This is a genomic window from Enterobacter cloacae complex sp. P47BA (assembly GCF_014930485.1).
Taxonomy (GTDB): Bacteria; Pseudomonadota; Gammaproteobacteria; order Enterobacterales; family Enterobacteriaceae; genus Enterobacter; species Enterobacter bugandensis.
Window position 1 is genome coordinate 141,113 of record NZ_JADBRF010000005.1, and the last position, 22,405, is coordinate 163,517.

Below are 22,405 nucleotides of genomic sequence, written 5' to 3' on the forward strand. Positions count from 1 at the left end.
TCATATTATACGGGGTACCATAAGAAATATCAGTACCCACGTATAGGGAGTGGTTAAACGGCTTAACGACGGGCCAGCAGCAGACCCAGCACCAGCCCTACGGCTGCGCCCACCCCAATGCCCTGCCACGGTTTTTCATGGACGTAATCATCGGCACGATAAACCGCTTTTTTGGCGCGGTAGTAGTATGTATCAGACGCATGGCTGACGCGGTTTTTAACGTCGTGGAGCGCCTGCTCGGCACGAGCTTTCAGCTCGATATATTTCTGATCGGCAGGGTCGCCCGAGGAACGTAACACCTCTTCCAGCGTTTCGCTCAGTAAGGTCAGGTCGTCGTCGATACGGGTATCCCAGGATTGAAATGACATATTTTTCTCCATGTTAGTACACCAGTCCGCTAACTATAGACAACGACGCGCCATTACGCCTGTTTCGCTTCCCGCGCCATGCCGATGTGCGGAATACCGTCTTCGTCGTAGATGTCGGTGACCGGCATAAAACCGAAATGACCGTAGAAGGATTGCAGGTGCGCCTGCGCGCCCAGGTATAACGCCTTGTCCGGCCACTGTTTCTGGCATGACTCCAGCGTTTTTTCCATCAGTTGATAGCCCAGTTTTTCACCCCGAGCGTTACCGCTGATAATGACGCGGCCTATCACCACGGGCTCGACATCGTCCTCGCTTTTCAGAATCCTCGCATACGCCACCAGCTCGTTATCCTTCCAGCCGAGGATATGGCGGTTTTCGCCAACGAGGTCATCGCCGTCGATATCCTGATACGGGCACGTCTGTTCAACCACAAACACTTCGCAGCGCAGTTTAAGCAGCGCGTAGAGCGAATGAACGGTGAGCTCACTATGATGTAAATCTTGCCACTGGATCATCTCTTTCTCCTTCCTGGGGTTCATCACGTTATACTAAACCCCTCCCCGTTCGGCAAAGGGCTGATTGCGTTATGGAACTGATTTTTCTGGGTACGTCCGCTGGCGTGCCAACCCGCTCACGAAACGTGACGGCAATTCTGCTGGATCTTAAGCATCCCACCCGCGGCGGGCTGTGGCTGTTTGACTGCGGTGAAGGGACGCAGCATCAGCTGCTGCACACCGCGTATCACCCCGGCAAGCTGGATAAAATTTTTATTACTCACCTGCACGGCGACCATCTGTTTGGCCTGCCGGGCCTGCTGTGCAGCCGCTCCATGGCCGGCAACGCCAATCCGCTGACGATTTACGGGCCTGCGGGTGTGCGTGAATTTGTTGAAACCGCGCTGCGCCTGAGCGGATCATGGACGGATTATCCGCTGGAGATCGTTGAGATTAGCGAAGGCCTGGTTTTCGATGACGGTGATTATAAGGTGAGTGCTCAGCCGCTAAATCATCCCGTTGAGTGCTATGGCTATCGCATTGAAGCGCATGACAAGCCCGGCGCGCTGGACGCCGCCGCGCTGATGGCCGCTGGCGTAAAACCCGGACCGTTGTTCCAGCGCCTGAAGCACGGCGAGACCGTCACGCTGGAGGACGGTCGCGTCATCAACGGTCAGGATTATCTCGCCGCGCCCGAGCCGGGCAAGAAGCTGGCTATCTTTGGCGACACGGCCCCGTGCCCGGCGGCGCTTCAGCTTGCCCAGGGCGTTGACGTGATGGTGCACGAAGCCACGCTGGAAACGGCGATGGAAGAGAAAGCCAACGGCCGCGGCCATAGCTCAACGCGTCAGGCGGCGCAGCTTGCCCGCGACGCAGGCGTCGGAAGGCTGATCGTCACTCACGTCAGTTCCCGCTACGACGCGCGGGGGTGTGCAAGCCTGCTGGCAGAGTGCCTGGCGGTGTTCCCGGCGTGCGAGCTGGCCGAAGATTTCGCTAAGGTCAGCGTTTAGCCCTTCATTTTTCTCTCAGGATGCCGATAACGATTAAAAGGTCAGCATTTCTCTCGAGGGTAGAATGGATAATTTCCAGAAAGATATTGATGACAGGGCGAATCTCACCCTGTCGAACCGTTTTGAACTGTTGCTGTTCCGTCTTGGCACCTCTCTGAACGAAAATAAATCCGAGCTGTTTGGCATTAACGTCTTTAAGCTGCGTGAAATTGTGCCGATGCCGGAATTCACAAAACCCGCCGGGATGAAATCACCGCTGATGGGGATGGTGAATATTCGCGATCAGGTGATCCCGGTGATCGATCTGGCCGCCGTGGCGGGCTGTAAGCCTACCACCGGGCTGAACATCCTGCTTATCACCGAATATGCCCGCAGCGTGCAGGCCTTTGCCGTGGAGTCGGTTGAAAACATCATGCGTCTGGACTGGAAGCAGGTGCACGCGGCGGAAACGGCCGTCAGCGGCCGCTATATCACCAGCATTGCCTGCCTGGATGAGAAAACGGATACCAACGATCTGGCGATGGTGCTGGACGTTGAGCAGATCCTGTATGACATCACCCCAGCCAACCACGATCTGCACGCCACCAATCTGAAAACCACCAAGTTCAACATCAAGCCGGGCGCAGTCGCGATTGTGGCGGAAGATTCCAAAGTGGCGCGTTCGATGCTGGAGAAAGGTCTGCAGGCGATGGAGATCCCAGCGCAGCTGCACATCACCGGCAAAGACGCGTGGGAAAAAATTGGCGTGCTGGCCGCGCAGGCGCAGGCTGAGGGCGTGCCGATCACCGATAAGATCGCGCTGGTGCTGACCGACCTCGAAATGCCGGAGATGGACGGATTTACGCTGACGCGCAAAATCAAAACCGACCCGGTTCTGAAGGATATTCCGGTAGTGATCCACTCCTCCCTTTCCGGCAACGCCAACGAAGATCATATTCGCAAGGTGAAGGCGGACGGGTACGTGGCGAAGTTTGAGCTGAACGAGCTGTCGTCGGTGATTGAGGAAGTGCTGGATCGTTCGATGAAGAAGATTGGCGGGCCGTTGATTAGCCGGAAGCAGCTGGCTTAAGTCCTGTGCGGGCTGGTGCCCTCACCCCATCCCTCTCCCACAGGGAGAGGGCGCAAACCATAAAAAACCCGCCGAGGCGGGTTTTTTGTTTTTACATTAATGGCATCGCTCGCTGCACGATATCAATCAGCGGCTGCGGATAGATACCGAAGATCAGCACCAGCAGCGCGGAGATAAGCACTACGATACCACCGGCGCTGTACTGCCAGTTGCCTGGAGCATCACGGTTAAGCTGCTGAGGCGCGCTCAGGTACAGGCTCACGGCCACACGCAGGTAGTAGTACAGACCAATCGCGGAGCCGATAACGACACCGGCAGTCAGCCACCACAGGTGCGCCTGCACACCGACGGCCAGCACGTAGAACTTACCGATAAAGCCCAGCGTCATCGGGATACCCGCCAGAGAGAGCATCATCACGGTCATTACCGCGGACAGAATTGGACGGTGCCAGAACAGACCACGGTAGGAGAACAGTGAATCGGCATCCGGACCACGGTACGGGCTGGACATCAGGCTCACCACGCCGAAGGCGCCGAGGCTGCTGAACAGGTAACCGGCCAGATACACGCCTACGGCTTCCATCGACATCTCACCGCTCTGCAGCGCAATCAGCGCCACCAGCAGGTAGCCCAGATGAGAGATGGACGAATAGCCCAGCAGACGCTTGATGTTGGTCTGGCTCAGCGCCATCAGGTTACCGAAGATGATGGAGACGAACGCGATGATGCCCAGCACCACGCGAACGGCTTCACTATCACCCACCGGCGCGTACAGGAACAGACGCATGACCACACCGAAGATAGCGATTTTGCTCGCCGTCGCCAGGAAGGTAGAGACCGGTGCAGGCGCACCCTGGTATACGTCTGGCGTCCACAGGTGGAACGGAACCAGAGAGAGCTTGAAGCCGAGGCCAACGATCATCATGCCCAGACCCGCCAGCAGCAGCGGCTCATGCAGCATGCCGTCGCCGAGGCTCTTGCCGAGCGCCATGAAGGAGAGGTTACCGGACTGTGCGTACAGCAGCGCAATACCAAACAGCAGGAAGGACGACGCGGCAGCAGACAGAATGGTGTACTTGATGCTCGCTTCCAGAGAGCGCTTCTGACGGAAGGCGTAACCAATCAGGCCGAACAGCGGCAGAGAGATCAGCTCAATACCGAGGAACAGCGCGGCCAGATGGTTGGCATTCGCCAGCAGAATGCCGCCCAGCGCGGCAATCAGTACCAGCAGGTAAAACTCTTCTTTGTTGTCGTTGTAGCCTTCGAGCCACGGGTAAGCAAAGGTACAGGTTGCCAGGCTCGCCAGCAGCACCAGCCCGGTATACAGCATGGCGTAACCGTCAACGCGCATCAGCGGGGTGACGTCCATCGCCCCGCCCTGGCCAACAAACCAGAGTGAGACTAACGCGGCGTTCAGGCCGATGACCGACAGCGTGGCATTCAGGAAGTGATTGCGTCGCCACGCAATGGAGAGCATCACAACCACCACCGTCAATCCGACGATCAGCAGCGGTAGCAGCGCGATCAGTTGTTGTGGAGTTATTGTCATGGCGAATTACGGCCTTGTAGTAGAAACAGAATTAACAAACCACTGCTGGATATTGCCCATCGCGCTGTGCGAGGTATCCAGAATCGGCTGCGGGAAGAAGCCCAACAGCACCAGCAGTACGACCAGCAGCAGGATGATGAACAGCTCACGCAGCGACATCCCCGGCAGTTCTTGTGCAGCAATTTCGCTCTTCGCTTTACCGAAGTAAGCGCGGTGCAGCATCGCCAGCGAGTACACGGAAGCGAACACCAGACCAAAGGTGGAGATCACGGTAATCACCGGTACCACTTTGAAGCTGCCGAACAGAATCATGAATTCGCCGACGAAGTTACCGGTACCCGGCATCCCCAGGGTCGCCACCGCGAAGAACATGGAGAGCGCTGGCAGCCATTTAATTTTGCTCCACAGGCCACCCATCATACGCATGTCGCGGGTGTGCAGACGTTCGTACAGCTGGCCGCACAGGATGAAGAGACCGGCTGCGGACAGACCGTGCGCAATCATCTGGATCACCGCGCCCTGGTACGCCAGCTGGCTGCCGGTGTAGATAGCAATCAGCACGAAGCCCATGTGGGAAACGGAGGTATAAGCAATCAGACGCTTGATGTCGTATTGCGTGAAGGCCATCCAGGCACCGTAGAAGATACCGATCACACCCAGCCACATGGCAATCGGTGCGAACTCCGCGGAGGCATTCGGGAACAGCGGCAGTGCGAAACGCAGCAGACCGTAGGCCGCCGTTTTCAGCAGGATGCCCGCCAGGTCAACGGAACCCGCCGTTGGTGCCTGGGAGTGCGCGTCTGGCAGCCAGCCGTGCAGAGGAACCACCGGCATTTTCACCGCGAAGGCAATGAAGAAGCCCAGCATCAGCAGGTATTCAACGCCGTGTGACATCGGGGTCTTCAGCAGGTCTTCGTAGTTGAAGGTCCAGGTGCCGGTTGCGTTGTGATGAACGAACACCAGCGCCAGAATGGCAATCAGCATTACCAGACCGCTCGCCTGGGTATAGATGAAGAACTTGGTTGCCGCCGTGATACGCGTTTTACCGTCGGACGCCTTGTGGCCCCACAGCGCGATCAGGAAGTACATCGGCACCAGCATCATCTCCCAGAAGAAGAAGAACAGGAACATGTCGATGGCAAGGAACACGCCGATCACGCCGCCCAGGATCCACATCAGGTTCAGGTGGAAGAAGCCCTGGTATTTTTCGATTTCTCGCCAGGAGCAGAGTACCGCCAGAACGCCGAGCAGACCGGTCAGCACCACCATCAGCAGCGACAGACCGTCAATCGCCAGGTGGATCGTAATGCCGAAACGCGGGATCCACGGCAGGATGAACTCAGACTGCCACTGCGGAATGCCCGCAGACTGGGTCAGTGAGTAACCGCCCTGCAACCACAGTTGCAGGCCAAGCGCGAGCGTCAATCCCATGGTGATCAGCGCGATCCAGCGCGGCATCTTCACGCCAAAGCGTTCGGTCTGCCAGCACAGGAAGCCGCCGATGAAGGGAATTAATATTAGCCAGGGTAGTAACATGGCGATTTACATTCCTTTTTAAGGCCCCCAGCAGGGGCCTGATTTTCAACGAATTCGAATAAAATTCACTTAACGATCAACGCAATACCATCAGCAGCGCCAGCACGACAACCGCACCGATGCTCATGGACGCCACATACCAGCGCAGGTAACCGTTCTCGCTGTACAGCAGGCCTTTACCTGCAAAGCGGGAGAGGATCGCCGGGATGTTCATCAGGCTGTTCAGCGGGTCGCGCTTCAGCAGCCACGCAACGCCCAGGAACGGCTTAACGAAGATCATGTCGTACAGCCAGTCGAAGCCCCACGCGTTGTACCACCAGGTGCCCAGCAGGCGGCCCGGCGCACTATTGGCCACGGCAGTGACCAGCGTACGTTTGCCCAGCCACAGCCATGCCGCAATCAGGATACCCGCGATAGCGACCACACCGGAGGTGATTTCAAGCGTCAGAACGCGACCGTGCTCAAGCTCGGTGGTGTCTGGCAGTACGCCCTGCAGCGGTGGCACAATCATCGCGCCAACGAAGGTGGACAGTACCAGCAGCACAATCAGCGGCAGGTGGTGGGTAATCCCCTTCCCTGCGTGAGCGTGAATTTGTTCTTTACCGTGGAATACGATGAAAATCATACGGAAGGTATACAGGGAGGTCATGAACGCACCGACCAGACCCGCAACCATCAGATTGATATGACCATTCGCCATGGCACCCGCAAGGATTTCGTCCTTACTGAAGAAGCCCGCGGTGATCAGCGGCAGTGCCGCCAGCGCCGCGCCGCCCACCAGGAAGCAGACGTAGACCAGCGGGATGGACTTACGCAGTCCGCCCATCTTGAAGATGTTCTGCTCGTGATGGCAGGCCAGAATCACCGAACCGGATGAGAGGAACAGCAGCGCTTTGAAGAACGCGTGCGTCATCAGGTGGAAAATGGCCGCGTCCCACGCCTGAACACCCAGCGCCAGGAACATGTAACCAATCTGGCTCATGGTGGAGTACGCGAGAACGCGCTTGATGTCGGTCTGAACCAGCGCGGCAAAGCCTGCCAGCACCAGCGTGACCGCACCGACGATACCCACCAGATGCAGAATTTCCGGAGTCATCAGGAACAGGCCATGAGTACGCGCAATCAGGTAAACACCGGCGGTGACCATGGTCGCGGCGTGGATCAGCGCGGAGACAGGGGTTGGACCCGCCATCGCGTCGGCCAGCCATGTCTGCAGCGGCAGCTGCGCGGATTTACCCACGGCACCACCCAGCAGCATCAGCGTTGCCCACCAAAGCATGTTATTGCCTGCCTCGAAGTGTGCTGGCGCCAGTTCCACCATCTCGCGGAAGTTCAGCGTGCCCAGTTCGTTGTAGAGAATGAACAGCGCGAACGCGAGGAAGACGTCACCCACGCGGGTCACGACGAACGCTTTCATGGCCGCTGCGCCATTCTTCGGATCGGTGTAGTAGAAACCGATCAGCAGGTAAGAGCACAGGCCCACGCCTTCCCAGCCCAGATACATCAGCAGCAGGTTATCGGCCAGCACCAGAACCACCATGCTGGCGATAAACAGGTTGGTGTAGGCGAAGAAGCGGGAGTAACCCTCTTCACCGCGCATATACCAGGAGGCGAACATGTGGATCAGGAAGCCGACGCCGGTGACCACGGAGAGCATGGTCAGCGAGAGGCCGTCCAGCACCAGGTTGAAACCGATGTTGAAATCACCGACCGACATCCAGGTCCACAGCGGCACGCTGAAAGGCTGGCGTCCGTTGTTAAAGAAGTCGATACCCGCATACGCTGTGACCAGCGCGGCCAGGCCGACAGAGCCCATGCCAACGGTCGCGGACAGATTCTCAGACCAGCGGCCGCGAGAAAACGCCAGCAGCACGAAGCCAATCAGCGGAAAAATAATGGTTAAGGCAAGCATGTTCATCCACGCAACTCACTTACTGAATCGATGTTCAGATTCTGGCGGCGACGATGGAGCTGCAGCAACAGCGCCAGGCCAATACTCGCTTCAGCAGCCGCGAGGCTGATGGCGAGAATGTACATCACCTGACCATCGGTCTGGCCCCAGTAGCTTCCGGCGACCACGAAGGCCAGCGCGGAGGCGTTAATCATGATTTCCAGGCCGATCAGCATAAACAGCAGATTGCGGCGGATAACCAGACCGGTCAGACCCAGAACGAATAAAATCGCAGCGAGGATCAGTCCATGTGTTAAGGGGATCATGCGCGCTCCTCCGTTTTTCTTTTCGCGCGGTCGTCAGTGCGGTTGCTCAGCACCTCGCCAGCACGCTCTTCGCGGCCAACGTGGAAAGCCACAACCAGGCCTGCCAGCAGCAGCATAGAGGCCAGTTCCACCGCCAGAACGTATGGGCCAAAGAGCGTGATACCCACCTCTTTCGCACCAATTGGCGTGCCGTCTATGCCCTGATCGTTCACGCCCAGAATGGCGTAAACGATCACCACCAGCATGATGGCCGACAAAATTGCCGGGCCAATCCACACCTGCGGTTTTAACCACTGACGTTCCTGCTCAATTTCAGAGCCGCCCAGGTTCAGCATCATCACCACAAACACGAACAGCACCATGATGGCTCCCGCGTAGACGATGATTTCCAGCGCACCGGCGAAGTGCGCGCCCAGCGCAAAGAACACCCCGGAAATGGCCAGCAGCGAAATGATTAAGTACAGCAGCGCATGCACCGGATTGGTGTGCGTGATCACTCGCAGCGTAGCCAGGATGGCGATAAGGCCACAGATATAAAAAGCGAATTCCATTGCCCTCTCCTTACGGTAACAGGCTCTTGACGTCGATAGGCTTAGCTTCGTTCTCTGCTTCGCCCTTATCTTTGCCGTCGATTGCCATACCCGCCATCCGGTAGAAGTTATATTCCGGGTATTTGCCCGGACCGGAAATCAGCAGATCCTCTTTCTCGTACACCAGGTCCTGACGCTTGTACTCACCCAGCTCGAAGTCTGGAGTCAGCTGAATCGCCGTGGTTGGGCACGCTTCTTCACACAGACCGCAGAAGATGCAGCGTGAGAAGTTGATGCGGAAAAACTCAGGGTACCAGCGGCCGTCTACCGTCTCGGCTTTCTGCAGAGAGATACAGCCGACCGGGCACGCTACCGCACACAGGTTACAGGCGACGCAGCGCTCGGAACCGTCCGGGTCGCGCGTCAGCACGATACGGCCACGGTAGCGCGGCGGCAGATATACCGGCTCTTCCGGGTACATCCGGGTTTCGCGTTTAGCAAACGCGTGCAGGCCGATCATCCAGATACTGCGTACCTGGGTACCGAAACCTACCAGTAATTCTTTTAAGGTCATGGTCTATAGCCCCTTATGGCTGCTGCCAGAGAATGACAGCTGCCGTTACCAACAAGTTGACGAGCGTCAGCGGCAGGCACACTTTCCAGCCGAAGGACATTACCTGGTCATAACGTGGACGCGGTAACGCTGCGCGAATCAAAATGAACATCATCATGAAGAACGCGGTTTTCAGCGCGAACCAGATGAACGGCGGTAAGAACGGGCCATGCCAGCCACCAAAGAACAGCGTTACCATCAACGCGGAAATGGTGACGATACCGATGTACTCGCCCACAAAGAACAGACCGAACTTCATGCCGGAATATTCAATGTGGTAACCGTCGGCCAGTTCCTGTTCGGCTTCCGGCTGGTCAAACGGGTGACGGTGACACACGGCCACGCCCGCGATAGCAAAGGTAATAAACCCAAAGAACTGCGGGATAACGTTCCAGATGTCGGCCTGATTGTTGACGATGTCGGTCATGTTGAATGAACCGGCCTGCGCCACCACGCCCATCAGGGAGAGCCCCAGGAACACTTCGTAGCTCAGGGTCTGCGCGGAAGCACGCATCGCGCCCAGCAGCGAGTATTTGTTGTTACTGGACCAGCCTGCGAACAGCACCGCGTAAACCGCAAGGCCTGCCATCATCAGGAAGAACAAAATGCCGATGTTCAGGTCAGCGACCACCCAGGTCGGGCTGACCGGAACGATAGCAAACGCCAGCAGCAGCGAGGTGAAGGCGATCATCGGTGCCAGAGTAAAGATCACGCGATCCGAGAAGCGCGGGATCCAGTCCTCTTTAAAGAACATCTTGATCATGTCCGCGACCAGCTGGAGTGAACCACCCCAGCCCACGCGGTTCGGTCCGTAACGGTTCTGGAACAGACCGAGAAGACGACGTTCACCAAAGCTCATGAACGCGCCGCAGGTGACCACCACCAGCAGGATAACAATCGCTTTCAGAATGCTCAGCAGGATGTCGATAAGATCCGGCGTTAACCAACTCATGCTTTTGCCTCCTGCAGATTATCAAGACGCGCACCCGCCAGAACCGGCGCGATGCCAGGCATACCCATCGGCAGACCGACCTGCCCTGCTGTCAGATTTTCAGAAATAATCAGCGGCAGGCTGATGGTCTGGCCGTCATAGCTAAAGGCGATGTTCGCGCCCGCGTTAACGCCAAGCTTCGCGGCATCCGCCGGGTTGAGCTTGATGTAAGGCTGCGGCATACGGGTCTGGAAGACCGGTGAACGCTGGGACAGCTCGTCGCTACCGAACAGGTGGTAGTACGGGGCAATACGCCAGCTACCGTCCTGCGCCTGGAAGCTCGCCGGTACGGTGGTGAAGAAGTCCAGACCGGTTTCGGAAGCTTCAATCAGACGCACGCCCGGATCGCCGTGGCGCAGGGAGCCGCCCACTTCAGCCTGGAACTTGTTCCACGCCTGCGGGGAGTTCCAGCCCGGAGCCCATGCGAACGGAATTTGCGAACGCGGGGCAGACGGCTGGTTGTTCCCTTCCATGGAGAAGGCGAACATGGTGTCTTTATCCTGCGGCTGGCGCGGTTCGTGCACGCTGATGTTGGCACGCATCGCGGTACGGCCGCTGTAGCGGTGCGGTTCACGCGCCAGCTTCTGGCCGCGGATGCGGAAGCTTGCTTCAGGCGCGGCATCTTTAATGCCTGCCAGCTGAGGCAGTTTTTCCACCACCGCGTCGATAACGTGGTCGAGCTGCGTCCAGTCCACTTCACGGCTCTGCACGGTGCTGTGCAGGGAGTGCAGCCAGCGCCAGCTTTCCAGCATCACGGTGTTGCTGTCGTAGTACGCCGGGTCATAAACCTGGAAGAAACGCTGGGCGCGGCCTTCGTTGTTGATAACGGTACCGTCGCTTTCTGCGAAGCTTGCCGCAGAGAGCACCAGGTGCGCTTTGTCCATAATCGCGGTGCGCTGATGGTCAATCACCATCACCAGCGGCGCTTTGGAGAGCGCGGCGTCAACGCGAGCGGCAGAAGCATGACGATGCAGGTCATTTTCCAGCACCACCACGGCGTCAGCGGCACCAGATTCCAGTTCGCTTAACGCTTCTTCCAGCGAGCCGCCGCCAATCATGCCCAGACCAATGCTGTTCACCGCACGGGCAATCATGGTCACGCCAACGTCAGCACCGCGGCCTTTCAGAGCTTTGGCCACGTTGGCTGCGGCCTGAATGATCTCTGCGCTACCGGCGTTGGTACCGGAAATAATCAGCGGTTTCTTCGCACCGGCCAGGGCCTGAACAATCACGTCAACCTTGTTTTGCAGGTCGCGATCCAGCTCAACGGCCGGTGAGCTGTTGTCCAGCGCGTGGGCAATGGCAAAGCCCAGGCGCGCTTGGTCTTCAACCGGCGCGCAGTAGGTCCACGCCGCGATATCGTCCAGACGGGTGTTGTCGACGTTGGTTACAAACAGAGGGTGCTTAGCGCGCTGGCCGATGTTGAGGATCGCCGCAATCTGCCAGTCAGCCACTTTTTGCGCCGCTGCCATTTCACGTGCTTTCCCCTTCACCGCCTGACGAACTGCCAGAGCCGCGCGTGCGCCGGTCTGGGTCAGGTCTTCACCCAGCACCAGAACCGCATCATAGGATTCAATTTCGCGCAGCGCAGGGGTATGGATTCCGCCTTCACGCAGCACTTTCAGCACCAGCTGCAGACGTTCCTGTTCGCCCTGGGCGATGCCGGTATAGAAGTTTTCCGCCCCAACCAGCTCGCGCAGCGCGAAGTTGCTTTCGATGCTGGCGCGCGGGGAGCCAATACCGATCACTTTCTTCGACTGGCGCAGAATATCTGCCGCGCCCTGCATCGCCTGTTCTGCGTTCAGGGTAATGAAGTCGTCGCCACGGCGCTGAACCGGCTGACGCGGACGGTCTTTCAGGTTCACATAGCCATAGCCGAAACGACCGCGGTCGCACAGGAAGTAGTGGTTAACGGTACCGTTGTAGCGGTTCTCGATACGACGCAGTTCGCCGTAGCGCTCACCCGGGCTGGTGTTACAGCCGAGGGAACACTGCTGGCAGATGCTTGGCGCAAACTGCATGTCCCATTTACGGTTGTAACGCTCGGAGTGGGTTTTATCCGTGAAGACGCCGGTCGGGCAGATTTCTACCAGGTTACCGGAGAATTCGCTCTCCAGCACGCCGTCTTCCGGACGACCGAAGTAGACGTTGTCGTGCGCGCCATACACGCCCAGATCCTGACCGTCTGCATAGTCTTTGTAGTAACGCACGCAGCGATAGCAGGCGATGCAGCGGTTCATTTCGTGAGAGATGAACGGCCCCAGATCCTGGTTACGGTGGGTACGCTTGGTAAAGCGATAGCGACGGAAGCTGTGACCGGTCATCACGGTCATATCCTGAAGGTGGCAGTTACCGCCCTCTTCACAAACCGGACAGTCGTGCGGGTGGTTGGTCATCAACCACTCCACCACGCTTTCGCGGAACTGTTTGGCTTCTTCGTCATCAATCGAAATAAAAGTGCCTTCGGTGGCTGGCGTCATACAGGACATCACCAGGCGACCACGCGTGTCTTCCGCGTTTTGATATTGCTTCACCGCACACTGGCGGCAAGCACCGACGCTGCCCAGCGCCGGATGCCAGCAAAAGTACGGAATATCGAGGCCAAGAGACAGACAAGCTTCCAGCAGGTTGTCCGCCCCGTTGACTTCGTATTCTTTGCCGTCTACATGAATCGTAGCCATTAGCATGCTTCCAGTTGGCTCAGTCGAAACCGAGCGTTAATCAAAATTCTTGTCGTTACCAGCGCGCTTTCAGCAGGTTCGGCTGAATACCATTGATCGAATGGGTATTGCTGAACGGCTGCTTGATGCCTGCTTCGAATTCGTCGCGGAAATATTTAATCGCGCTCTGCAGCGGCTCGACGGCACCCGGTGCGTGGGCGCAGAAGGTTTTACCTGGCCCTAAGAATCGACACAGTTGCTCAAGTGTCTCGATATCGCCAGGCTGGCCTTCGCCACGCTCGATGGCGCGCAGGATCTTCACGCTCCACGGCAGACCGTCACGGCACGGTGTACACCAGCCGCAGGACTCACGGGCGAAGAACTCTTCCAGGTTACGCACCAGGGATACCATGCCGATCTCGTGGTCGACGGCCATCGCCAGCGCCGTACCCAGACGGCTGCCTGCTTTCCCAATGCTTTCGAATTCCATCGGCAGGTCAAGGTGGGCTTCGGTCAGGAAGTCTGTCCCTGCCCCACCCGGCTGCCAGGCTTTGAATTTCAGGCCATCGCGCATGCCGCCGGCGTAGTCTTCAAGAATTTCGCGTGCGGTGGTACCGAACGGCAGTTCCCAGACGCCAGGGTTCTTCACGCGACCGGAGAAGCCCATCAGCTTGGTACCGGCATCTTTGCTTGAGGAGATGCCCTGATACCACTCCACGCCGTTGGCGAGGATAGCCGGGACGTTACACAGGGTTTCGACGTTGTTTACGCAGGTCGGTTTACCCCACACGCCGGAGCTTGCCGGGAACGGTGGCTTGGAACGCGGGTTCGCACGGCGGCCTTCCAGGGAGTTAATCAGCGCAGTTTCTTCACCGCAGATGTAACGCCCGGCACCGGTGTGCACGAACAGTTCGAAGTCAAACCCGGTACCCAGGATGTTTTTACCCAGAAGGCCGGCTTCGGTGGCTTCGGCAATCGCGCGACGCAGGTTTTCTGCCGCTTCGATGTACTCACCGCGCAGGAAGATGTAGCCACGGTACGCTTTCAGCGCAAACGCGGAGATCAGCATGCCTTCCACCAGCAGGTGCGGCAGCTGCTCCATCAGCAGGCGGTCTTTATAGGTGCCTGGCTCCATTTCATCGGCGTTACACAGCAGGTAACGGATGTTCATGGATTCGTCTTTCGGCATCAGGCTCCACTTCAGACCGGTGGAGAAGCCCGCACCGCCGCGGCCTTTCAGACCGGAATCTTTCACCGCATTAACGATGTCGTCCGGCGCCATGCCGCCAAGGGCTTTACGCGCACCGGCATAGCCGTTTTTGCTCTGGTATTCGTCGAGCCATACCGGCTGTTTGTCATCGCGCAGACGCCAGGTCAGCGGATGCGTCTCAGCAGTACGAATTACAGTTTTCATTTGTACTGCTCCAGCAGGTCAGGAATCGCTTCCGGCGTCAGATGACTGTGAGTGTCCTCATCAATCATCATGGTCGGCCCCTTGTCGCAGTTACCCAGGCAGCAGGTTGGCAGCAGAGTAAAGCGTCCATCGAACGTGGTCTGGCCCGGCTTGATATTGAGCTTTTTCTCAATCGCAGCCTGAATGCCCTGATAGCCGGTAATGTGGCAGACGACGCTGTCACAGTAGCGGATCACATGGCGACCTACCGGCTGACGGAAGATCTGGCTGTAGAACGTGGCTACGCCCTCTACGTCACTTGCCGGAATGCCCAGCACTTTTGCGATCTCGTAAATCGCCCCATCCGGCACCCAACCACGCTGTTTCTGTACGATTTTCAGCGCTTCAATGGACGCCGCACGCGGGTCTTCGTAGTGGTGCATCTCGTGCTCAATGGCGGCACGCTCTGCTTCACTCAGCTCAAAAGCCTCGGTTTGTGGTTGTTGATTCTCGTGCATAATTAGCGGTCCACATCTGACATAACAAAATCGATACTACCCAGATACACAATCAGGTCAGAGACCAGACTGCCGCGAATGGCGGACGGGATCTGCTGCAGGTGCGCAAAGCTCGGCGTACGCACGCGGGTACGGTAGCTCATGGTGCTGCCGTCGCTGGTCAGGTAGTAACTGTTAATACCCTTGGTCGCTTCAATCATCTGGAAGGATTCTTGCGCCGGCATGACCGGGCCCCAGGAAACCTGCAGGAAGTGGGTGATCAGGGTTTCGATATGCTGCAGCGTGCGCTCTTTCGGTGGCGGCGTCGTCAGCGGGTGATCCGCCTTGAACGGGCCTTCCGGCATGTTGTTGAGGCACTGCTCGAGGATGCGCAGACTCTGGCGCAGCTCTTCCACTTTCAGCATCACGCGGGTGTAGCAGTCGGAAACACCGCCGCCAACCGGGACTTCAAAGTCGAAGTTCTCGTAGCCAGAGTAAGGACGGGCTTTACGCACGTCGAAATCAATACCGGTCGCGCGCAGGCCAGCACCTGTAGTCCCCCACTCCAGCGCTTCTTTCGCGCCATAGGCAGCAACGCCCTGGGAACGGCCTTTCAGGATGGTGTTGCGCAGCGCGGCTTTCTCGTAGGAGGCCAGACGCTTCGGCATCCAGTCGAGGAATTCACGCAGCAGGCGGTCCCAGCCGCGCGGCAGATCGTGCGCCACACCGCCAATACGGAACCAGGCCGGGTGCATACGGAAGCCGGTAATCGCTTCCACCAAATCGTAGATTTTCTGACGGTCGGTAAAGGCGAAGAAGACCGGGGTCATCGCGCCGACGTCCTGAATGAACGTGGAGATGTACAGCAGGTGGCTGTTAATACGGAACAGTTCAGACAGCATAACGCGAATCACGTTAACGCGATCCGGTACGGTGATGCCTGCCAGTTTCTCAACGGCCAGCACGTATGGCATTTCGTTTACGCAGCCGCCGAGGTACTCGATACGGTCGGTATACGGAATGTAGCTGTGCCAGGACTGACGCTCGCCCATCTTCTCAGCACCGCGGTGGTGGTAGCCGATGTCAGGAACGCAGTCGACAATCTCTTCGCCATCAAGCTGAAGAATAATACGGAATGCACCGTGCGCAGACGGGTGGTTCGGACCGAGGTTGAGGAACATGAAGTCCTCGTTTTCAGTACCGCGCTTCATGCCCCAGTCTTCCGGCTTGAAGGTCAGCGCTTCCATCTCCAGATCCTGCTTGGCTTTGGTCAGCTCAAACGGATCGAATTCGGTCGCACGTGCCGGGTAGTCTTTACGCAACGGGTGGCCGGTCCAGGTCTGCGGCATCATGATGCGCGTCAGGTGCGGGTGGCCGTCGAAGGTCATGCCGAACATTTCCCAGGTTTCACGCTCATACCAGTTAGCGTTCGGGAAAAGTTTGGTGATCGTCGGCAGATGCATGTCGTTTTCAGACAATGCCACCTTGAGCATGATATCCGTGTTGCGGTCTATTGAGATCAGGTGGTAGAAAACGGAAAAATCCGCAGCAGGGAGACCCTGGCGGTGCGTTCTCAGACGTTCGTCCATGCCGTGTAAGTCAAACAGCATGACGTAAGGTTTTGGCAATTTCTTGAGGAAATCGACAACTTCCAGCAATTGTTCACGCTTCACCCAAACAACGGGTACCCCAGTGCGGGTCGCCTGAACGGTAAAGGCATCCGGCCCAAAACGGTTGCGCAGTTCGCCAATAACGGGGTCATCAAGATGATCCCGGGTCTGCCAGGCGGCTTCTTGCGCGGTTAAGTCGGTCATATTGTTCACCATTGCAAATGGTCCGTGGTGACTGTTAAGCCTGGCTTCGCGCTATTTGAGTAGTGATATGCGAAGGTTTTCTCCAGGCCTACAGGCGCAAATTAAATTTCGTCAGGCGTACGCAGGTTGGTGACGGCAATACGTTCACCACGTTTACGCTCGCGCTCGGACTGCATGTTCGCGCGATAGACACCCTGATCGCCAACAACCCATGAGAGTGGGCGACGTTCTTTACCGATAGACTCCTGCAGCAGCATCAGCGCCTGCATATAGGCTTCTGGGCGCGGCGGGCAGCCCGGGATGTAAACATCCACCGGAATGAACTTATCAACGCCCTGCACAACGGAATAAATGTCGTACATACCGCCGGAGTTTGCACATGCGCCCATGGAAATAACCCATTTTGGCTCCAGCATCTGGTCATACAGACGCTGAATAACAGGTGCCATTTTGGTAAAGCAGGTACCGGCCACCACCATCAGGTCAGCCTGACGCGGGGAAGCACGAAGTACCTCGGCCCCAAAACGCGCAACGTCATGCACCGCAGTGAATGACGTCACCATTTCAACGTAGCAGCAAGAAAGGCCAAAGTTGTATGGCCAGATGGAGTTCTTACGACCCCAGTTGACCATATCGTGCATGGCATGTTCGAGTTTGCCCATGTACACGCTTTTGTTGACTTCTTGCTCCAGGGGGTCGGTTACGATCTCCTGTTTTTGCAGGGGGTAACGGTCATTCTCACCGTTAGGATCTATGCGGGTGAGCGTATAATCCATCTTATTGCCTCGCTGTTACTGCTGACGATTAGAGATACTGTTTTCCGGGTTGATGTGTTCACGACGTGAACGCGCAGGCGTCCAGTCAAGCGCGCCAATACGCACCAGATAAACCAGACCGGCCAGTAGCACTAAAATGAAAATTGCGGCCTCGACAAAGCCCACCCAACCACTTTCGCGAATGGAGGTCGACCATGCGAACAGGTAGAGCGCTTCCACGTCAAAGATGACGAAGAACATCGCTACCAGATAGAACTTGGCAGACAGGCGTAAGCGAGCGGAACCTACTGAATCAATACCTGATTCGAAAGGTGTGTTTTTGTGCCTTGCACGGGCGCGACCGCCCAGGAACCAGCCGCCGACTAACATCAGGCAGCACAGGCCAATGGCTACAATAAGAAAGATTGCGAATGCCCAGTGATGAGCGATGACTTCTGTGGATGTTGACATACTCATTGCTTACTCATCAAAAGTGATACCGACGACACTGCTCTTGCTGGCAGATGGGCATCACATCGATTCATGGGGAGGAACAAATAACCTTACACTAACTGTCTGAAATGAGACGTAGACAGCAAAATGATGGGGTTTTTTACTCCTTTCTATAACCTATTGTCAACTTTAACAAAGGTTTCTTCACATTAAATTACATCGAGCGATTCTCATTAACATTTGGTGCCCTTTAACCCTGGTGGTTACCTGACTTTTCGTCAAATGCATGTTGTTGAATCGTGTCCGTTTTGGAAGTAAAAAAAATAACCCTCCTATTTTGACAGGATTTGCCAACGATTCCTCCCCCCAAATAGGAGTATTTTCTTGATCTGAGACACGCTTTTGTTAATTCACCCAAAAAACCGGCAACATATTTGCTGCTTTTTTAACATCAAGGGGTTATGGATGAAGTTAGAACGGTAAGTGAACAAGATTTAAGCAGAAGCATTTATTCCCTTGATATGTATGTTTTATTTATGAAAACCCTGTAACGAAAGAGGATAATAATGGCAAAAAAAAGCCACTGCGTGCGAAAACGGCACGAGTGGCTTTTTTTTACACTTACAATTTGTTACCAGAATTTTGAGCTTTTGATCACTCAAAGTCACCTTCAACGATCAGGGAATCATCCCCCCCTTCGGAGGTAACATGCTCGAACTGCCATGGGTTATGGTAATTTTCCATCGCCTCAAACACCACCTTCGCCAGCTCGTTATGACTGGACGCGTTATGGCAAAGCAGATACTCGGTATCCGGCAGTGCTGGGAGACCATCAGATTTACCGAGAACGCGCAGATCGGGGCTCATCATCTCTACCGGACGGGCCGTTACGCCAAGACCCGCTTTCACGGCGGCACGCACCGCGGGCAGCGTGGACGCTACATAGGCCAGACGCCACGGAATGTTGGCTTCATTTAACGCCGTAAGCACCATATCCCGGAAAGGACTCGGATCGTCCAGTAAAACCAGCGGTACGGGTTCCCCTTTTTGCAACACGTATTCCGCTGCGCAATACCAGTGCGTTGGCGATGTGCGCAAGGTCAGACAATCAAACTGTCCGGGACGATGCGTCGTGACCACCAGGTCGACCTTGTTCTCATTTAACATCTCAACCATAAAGGCATTACGCTTTACGCTCACATCCAGCGCAAGCTTCGGATAAACCGAGCTAATTCGGTTGAGAAGAAACGGCAATATTGTATCCGCTGACTCATCAGATGCCCCTAAGGTTAACACCCCCTGAAGGTTGCTAAACATTAATGACATACATGCTTCATCATTAAAGCGAAGAATTTTCCTGGCATAACCCAGTAGCTGAATACCGTGTTCCGTTAAGAGCTTATTACGCCCGTGACGGGCAAAAAGCTCTTTCCCAACCAGTTGCTCCAGCCGCTGCATTTGCTGGCTAACGGCGGACTGAGTTCGGCAGACGGCGGCAGCAGCTGCTGCAAAAGTGTTGAGATCGGCGACCGCAACAAACGTTCTCAGCAGATCGAGGTCGAGATTCATTATCGGACGATTTGCATTTATCATATCTATTCACTTTCAGGTTGCTCGTGCGGAGCTGCCCGGGTTGAAGCTGTGTGTAACAGTTAAGCAATTCCTTCTGAAGGTTTTCCCTCGCATCCCGGCCCGGCAGACTGCCTGACAGATAGTTATTGTGCTGCTTTATATCAACAGTCAGAAAGCACGTTTCATGACGTTATTTTTATTCTCTTAAACGTTCAGGATATTTAGATGTTCGCAGGGTTATGTAAATTACATTAAAGGCGTAACACTTTTTCTGCCATCTTTTTCGCAGCGCTGTCAACGTAGCAGGAGATGTTTGACACATTCCAGCCAGAGATAACTCCAACAATAACAATCAATTAAATCGAAAAATCAGTTTCAAAAATGCAAAACCACTGCATCTTTCTACTGCTTTCCGTATAGACATCTTAACCCAAATCCACTTTATTTATAAGTCTTATTGCAATATTCCGGATTAAAGAGGTTTGTTAAGCTTCTAAACTAATTTTATTAGAATTAACTAAAGTTGCATTTTGTTGGTTAATAATAAATAAATTTTAATTTAGATTATGGTCATTCATTAATAACACTTAACATTAATTTCACATGATTAACTTTTAGCCGCTCCGGGCTATTACTGCAAGGTCCCTTTAACACTCAGGTTTTACGAAATGTCACCCAGCGTAACTTCTGCTTGTTGTCTGCGCGTTTTTTATTTTCCACCAGAACAATATACATAATTCACATAAATCAGTAGCACAATCAACCTTTATTTATGGTTTGCACATTACGTTAAGGCGGTGAAAGCGACAGTCAATAGTTAAAAAGATTCATCACAATTTCGCTATGAGCACAAAATCTTCTTCTGCACACCCTTCAAAACGAAGCGTGGGGGGAGTACATTATTCCGTGCTGACTTCCACGGCAGGGAGTGGCAATAATAGCGAAAAGGTTAAAGGTTCATGTCCCCTATCGAAAAATCCAGCAAGCTAGATAACGTCTGTTATGACATCCGTGGCCCGGTTCTGAAAGAGGCAAAACGCCTTGAAGAAGAAGGCAACAAGGTTCTGAAGCTCAACATCGGCAACCCCGCGCCATTTGGTTTTGAAGCGCCGGATGAAATTCTGGTTGATGTGATCCGTAACCTGCCTACGGCACAAGGCTATTGTGACTCAAAGGGACTTTACTCCGCCCGTAAAGCCATTATGCAGCACTACCAGGCGCGCGGTATGCGTGACGTTACCGTCGAAGATATCTATATCGGCAACGGCGTCTCCGAACTTATCGTTCAGGCCATGCAGGCGCTGCTGAACAGCGGTGACGAAATGCTGGTTCCCGCGCCGGACTATCCGCTGTGGACCGCTGCCGTATCGCTCTCAAGCGGTAAAGCGGTACATTATCTTTGCGACGAATCCTCTGACTGGTTCCCGGATCTGGATGACATTCGCGCGAAAATCACGCCTCGCACGCGTGGGATTGTGATCATCAACCCGAACAACCCGACGGGCGCGGTCTATTCAAAAGAGCTGCTGATGGAGATCGTGGAGATCGCCCGCCAGCACAACCTGATCATCTTCGCTGATGAAATCTACGACAAGATCCTGTACGACGCGGCGCAGCACCACTCTATCGCCGCGCTGGCACCCGACCTGCTGACCGTCACCTTTAACGGACTGTCTAAAACCTACCGCGTGGCCGGTTTCCGTCAGGGCTGGATGGTGCTGAACGGCCCGAAAAAGCACGCAAAAGGCTATATTGAAGGGCTTGAGATGCTGGCGTCGATGCGTCTTTGCGCCAACGTGCCTGCGCAGCACGCGATCCAGACGGCGCTGGGCGGCTACCAGAGCATCAGCGAGTTTATCGTCCCTGGCGGTCGCCTGTACGAACAGCGTAACCGCGCATGGGAACTGATCAACGATATCCCGGGCGTCTCCTGCGTGAAGCCGAACGGGGCGCTGTATATGTTCCCGAAAATTGACGCGAAGCGCTTCAATATCCACGACGATCAGAAAATGGTGCTCGATTTCCTGTTGCAGGAAAAAGTGCTGCTGGTTCAGGGAACGGCGTTTAACTGGCCGTGGCCGGACCACGTGCGTATCGTGACTCTGCCGCGTGAAGACGATCTCGAAATGGCCATCAGCCGCTTCGGGCGATTCCTCTCTGGATACCATCAGTAATCTTAAAATCAGGCTACTTCGGTAGCCTGATTTGCATCTTCCCTCCCCTCCCCGCACAATGAAGTCCTGTCGCAGTGAAGACAAAAGGTAACCTATGAGTCAGAGCCATTTCTTTGCCCACCTCTCCCGCCTGAAACTGATCAACCGCTGGCCGCTGATGCGCAACGTGCGTACAGAGAACGTGTCTGAACATAGCCTGCAGGTTGCTATGGTTGCTCATGCGCTGGCTGCCATTAAGAATCGCAAATTTAACGGGCAGGTGAATGCCGAGCGCATCGCTTTGCTGGCGATGTACCACGACGCATCAGAGGTGCTGACCGGCGACCTGCCTACCCCAGTGAAATATTTCAATTCTCAGATTGCTCAGGAATATAAGGCTATCGAGAAGATTGCCCAGCAAAAGCTTATCGAGATGGTGCCCGAAGAGCTGCGCGATATCTTTGAACCGCTCATCGACGAGCATCAGTATACGGAAGATGAAAAGTCGCTGGTCAAGCAAGCCGACGCGCTGTGCGCCTATCTGAAGTGTCTGGAAGAGCTGTCTGCGGGCAATAATGAATTTTTACTGGCGAAAACGCGTCTGGAAAAAACGCTGGAATCCCGCCGCAGCGAAGAGATGGACTACTTCATGCAGGTATTTGTGCCGAGCTTCCATCTATCGCTGGACGAGATTAGCCAGGATTCACCGTTGTAATTTTAGCCGGGTGGCG

Annotated in this window: 20 protein-coding genes; 4 read left to right on the plus strand and 16 right to left on the minus strand. The window is 55.5% G+C overall.

Features of this window, described 5'->3' with window-relative positions; genetic code table 11:
* Positions 1-62: 62 nt before the first annotated feature.
* Together elaB and IM299_RS07715 are read right to left on the minus strand one after the other, a co-directional pair.
* Positions 63-368: a stress response protein ElaB gene (gene elaB, locus IM299_RS07710; RefSeq protein ID WP_028013924.1), complete on the minus strand. Its 306-nt coding sequence runs from the start codon at positions 366-368 to the stop codon at positions 63-65.
* Between the two features lie 53 nt (positions 369-421).
* On the minus strand, positions 422-883 hold the full coding sequence (locus IM299_RS07715) for a GNAT family N-acetyltransferase (RefSeq protein WP_045629890.1): 462 nt from the start codon (positions 881-883) through the stop codon (positions 422-424).
* A gap of 71 nt (positions 884-954) precedes the next feature.
* On the opposite strand from IM299_RS07715, the gene rbn reads away from it, so the two are divergent.
* Together rbn and IM299_RS07725 are read left to right on the plus strand one after the other, a co-directional pair.
* Positions 955-1,872 carry a ribonuclease BN gene (gene rbn / locus IM299_RS07720; RefSeq protein ID WP_045629891.1) on the plus strand — a complete coding sequence of 306 codons (918 nt, stop codon included), beginning with the start codon at positions 955-957 and terminating at the stop codon, positions 1,870-1,872.
* Positions 1,873-1,936: 64 nt separating this feature from the next.
* On the plus strand, positions 1,937-2,941 hold the full coding sequence (locus tag IM299_RS07725) for a chemotaxis protein (RefSeq protein ID WP_028013927.1): 1,005 nt from the start codon (positions 1,937-1,939) through the stop codon (positions 2,939-2,941).
* Between the two features lie 91 nt (positions 2,942-3,032).
* Here the strand turns inward: IM299_RS07725 and nuoN are convergent, their stop codons facing one another.
* The 14 genes from nuoN to lrhA form a co-directional block, all read right to left on the minus strand.
* Complete coding sequence (gene nuoN / locus IM299_RS07730) at positions 3,033-4,490, minus strand: NADH-quinone oxidoreductase subunit NuoN (RefSeq protein WP_028013929.1); 1,458 nt, start codon at positions 4,488-4,490, stop codon at positions 3,033-3,035.
* Positions 4,491-4,496: 6 nt separating this feature from the next.
* A complete protein-coding gene (nuoM, locus tag IM299_RS07735) occupies positions 4,497-6,026 on the minus strand; it encodes an NADH-quinone oxidoreductase subunit M (protein ID WP_008500214.1) in 1,530 nt (509 codons plus the stop codon).
* A 76-nt stretch (positions 6,027-6,102) separates the two neighbouring features.
* Entirely contained in the window at positions 6,103-7,944 is a 1,842-nt protein-coding gene (gene nuoL / locus IM299_RS07740) for an NADH-quinone oxidoreductase subunit L (RefSeq protein ID WP_028013930.1), read from the minus strand.
* A complete protein-coding gene (gene nuoK / locus IM299_RS07745; RefSeq protein ID WP_003861496.1) occupies positions 7,941-8,243 on the minus strand; it encodes an NADH-quinone oxidoreductase subunit NuoK in 303 nt (100 codons plus the stop codon). Before nuoK ends, nuoL begins: the two co-directional genes overlap by 4 nt.
* A complete protein-coding gene (gene nuoJ / locus IM299_RS07750) occupies positions 8,240-8,794 on the minus strand; it encodes an NADH-quinone oxidoreductase subunit J (protein WP_008500212.1) in 555 nt (184 codons plus the stop codon). The genes nuoK and nuoJ overlap by 4 nt, the downstream gene beginning before the upstream one ends.
* Before the next feature lie 10 nt (positions 8,795-8,804).
* On the minus strand, positions 8,805-9,347 hold the full coding sequence (gene nuoI, locus IM299_RS07755) for an NADH-quinone oxidoreductase subunit NuoI (protein WP_003861491.1): 543 nt from the start codon (positions 9,345-9,347) through the stop codon (positions 8,805-8,807).
* A gap of 13 nt (positions 9,348-9,360) precedes the next feature.
* On the minus strand, positions 9,361-10,338 hold the full coding sequence (gene nuoH, locus IM299_RS07760) for an NADH-quinone oxidoreductase subunit NuoH (protein WP_008500211.1): 978 nt from the start codon (positions 10,336-10,338) through the stop codon (positions 9,361-9,363).
* Positions 10,335-13,058: an NADH-quinone oxidoreductase subunit NuoG gene (gene nuoG, locus IM299_RS07765; protein ID WP_028013932.1), complete on the minus strand. Its 2,724-nt coding sequence runs from the start codon at positions 13,056-13,058 to the stop codon at positions 10,335-10,337. The genes nuoH and nuoG overlap by 4 nt, the downstream gene beginning before the upstream one ends.
* A 55-nt stretch (positions 13,059-13,113) precedes the next feature.
* Positions 13,114-14,451, minus strand: coding sequence for an NADH-quinone oxidoreductase subunit NuoF (nuoF, locus tag IM299_RS07770; protein WP_006811381.1), 1,338 nt, complete (start codon positions 14,449-14,451; stop codon positions 13,114-13,116).
* On the minus strand, positions 14,448-14,948 hold the full coding sequence (nuoE, locus tag IM299_RS07775) for an NADH-quinone oxidoreductase subunit NuoE (protein ID WP_006176513.1): 501 nt from the start codon (positions 14,946-14,948) through the stop codon (positions 14,448-14,450). Before nuoE ends, nuoF begins: the two co-directional genes overlap by 4 nt.
* 2 nt (positions 14,949-14,950) lie before the next feature.
* Positions 14,951-16,753, minus strand: coding sequence for an NADH-quinone oxidoreductase subunit C/D (gene nuoC / locus IM299_RS07780; protein WP_028013933.1), 1,803 nt, complete (start codon positions 16,751-16,753; stop codon positions 14,951-14,953).
* Positions 16,754-16,842: 89 nt separating this feature from the next.
* Positions 16,843-17,517 (minus strand): NADH-quinone oxidoreductase subunit NuoB, encoded by a 675-nt coding sequence (gene nuoB, locus IM299_RS07785; RefSeq protein WP_003861482.1) that lies wholly within the window; start codon positions 17,515-17,517, stop codon positions 16,843-16,845.
* Between the two features lie 15 nt (positions 17,518-17,532).
* Positions 17,533-17,973, minus strand: coding sequence for an NADH-quinone oxidoreductase subunit NuoA (nuoA, locus tag IM299_RS07790; protein ID WP_014171000.1), 441 nt, complete (start codon positions 17,971-17,973; stop codon positions 17,533-17,535).
* Between the two features lie 630 nt (positions 17,974-18,603).
* Entirely contained in the window at positions 18,604-19,542 is a 939-nt protein-coding gene (gene lrhA, locus IM299_RS07795) for a transcriptional regulator LrhA (protein WP_028013934.1), read from the minus strand.
* 938 nt (positions 19,543-20,480) lie between these two features.
* Here lrhA and alaA point away from each other — a divergent pair.
* Together alaA and yfbR are read left to right on the plus strand one after the other, a co-directional pair.
* A complete protein-coding gene (gene alaA / locus IM299_RS07800) occupies positions 20,481-21,695 on the plus strand; it encodes an alanine transaminase AlaA (RefSeq protein WP_003861471.1) in 1,215 nt (404 codons plus the stop codon).
* A gap of 94 nt (positions 21,696-21,789) precedes the next feature.
* A complete protein-coding gene (gene yfbR, locus IM299_RS07805) occupies positions 21,790-22,389 on the plus strand; it encodes a 5'-deoxynucleotidase (RefSeq protein ID WP_028013935.1) in 600 nt (199 codons plus the stop codon).
* Positions 22,390-22,405: the final 16 nt, after the last annotated feature.

What these genes read in the sequence shown, in the direction of transcription:
- nuoB (WP_003861482.1), bottom strand. Translation starts at nt 17,517, where the DNA reads ATGGATTATACGCTCACCCGCATAGATCCTAACGGTGAGAATGACCGT.
- IM299_RS07725 (WP_028013927.1), top strand. Translation starts at nt 1,937, where the DNA reads ATGGATAATTTCCAGAAAGATATTGATGACAGGGCGAATCTCACCCTG.
- nuoE (WP_006176513.1), bottom strand. Translation starts at nt 14,948, where the DNA reads ATGCACGAGAATCAACAACCACAAACCGAGGCTTTTGAGCTGAGTGAA.
- nuoC (WP_028013933.1), bottom strand. Translation starts at nt 16,753, where the DNA reads ATGGTGAACAATATGACCGACTTAACCGCGCAAGAAGCCGCCTGGCAG.
- nuoH (WP_008500211.1), bottom strand. Translation starts at nt 10,338, where the DNA reads ATGAGTTGGTTAACGCCGGATCTTATCGACATCCTGCTGAGCATTCTG.
- rbn (WP_045629891.1), top strand. Translation starts at nt 955, where the DNA reads ATGGAACTGATTTTTCTGGGTACGTCCGCTGGCGTGCCAACCCGCTCA.
- nuoK (WP_003861496.1), bottom strand. Translation starts at nt 8,243, where the DNA reads ATGATCCCCTTAACACATGGACTGATCCTCGCTGCGATTTTATTCGTT.
- nuoI (WP_003861491.1), bottom strand. Translation starts at nt 9,347, where the DNA reads ATGACCTTAAAAGAATTACTGGTAGGTTTCGGTACCCAGGTACGCAGT.
- alaA (WP_003861471.1), top strand. Translation starts at nt 20,481, where the DNA reads ATGTCCCCTATCGAAAAATCCAGCAAGCTAGATAACGTCTGTTATGAC.
- nuoJ (WP_008500212.1), bottom strand. Translation starts at nt 8,794, where the DNA reads ATGGAATTCGCTTTTTATATCTGTGGCCTTATCGCCATCCTGGCTACG.
- elaB (WP_028013924.1), bottom strand. Translation starts at nt 368, where the DNA reads ATGTCATTTCAATCCTGGGATACCCGTATCGACGACGACCTGACCTTA.
- nuoN (WP_028013929.1), bottom strand. Translation starts at nt 4,490, where the DNA reads ATGACAATAACTCCACAACAACTGATCGCGCTGCTACCGCTGCTGATC.
- nuoM (WP_008500214.1), bottom strand. Translation starts at nt 6,026, where the DNA reads ATGTTACTACCCTGGCTAATATTAATTCCCTTCATCGGCGGCTTCCTG.
- yfbR (WP_028013935.1), top strand. Translation starts at nt 21,790, where the DNA reads ATGAGTCAGAGCCATTTCTTTGCCCACCTCTCCCGCCTGAAACTGATC.
- IM299_RS07715 (WP_045629890.1), bottom strand. Translation starts at nt 883, where the DNA reads ATGATCCAGTGGCAAGATTTACATCATAGTGAGCTCACCGTTCATTCG.
- nuoG (WP_028013932.1), bottom strand. Translation starts at nt 13,058, where the DNA reads ATGGCTACGATTCATGTAGACGGCAAAGAATACGAAGTCAACGGGGCG.
- lrhA (WP_028013934.1), bottom strand. Translation starts at nt 19,542, where the DNA reads ATGATAAATGCAAATCGTCCGATAATGAATCTCGACCTCGATCTGCTG.
- nuoF (WP_006811381.1), bottom strand. Translation starts at nt 14,451, where the DNA reads ATGAAAACTGTAATTCGTACTGCTGAGACGCATCCGCTGACCTGGCGT.
- nuoL (WP_028013930.1), bottom strand. Translation starts at nt 7,944, where the DNA reads ATGAACATGCTTGCCTTAACCATTATTTTTCCGCTGATTGGCTTCGTG.
- nuoA (WP_014171000.1), bottom strand. Translation starts at nt 17,973, where the DNA reads ATGAGTATGTCAACATCCACAGAAGTCATCGCTCATCACTGGGCATTC.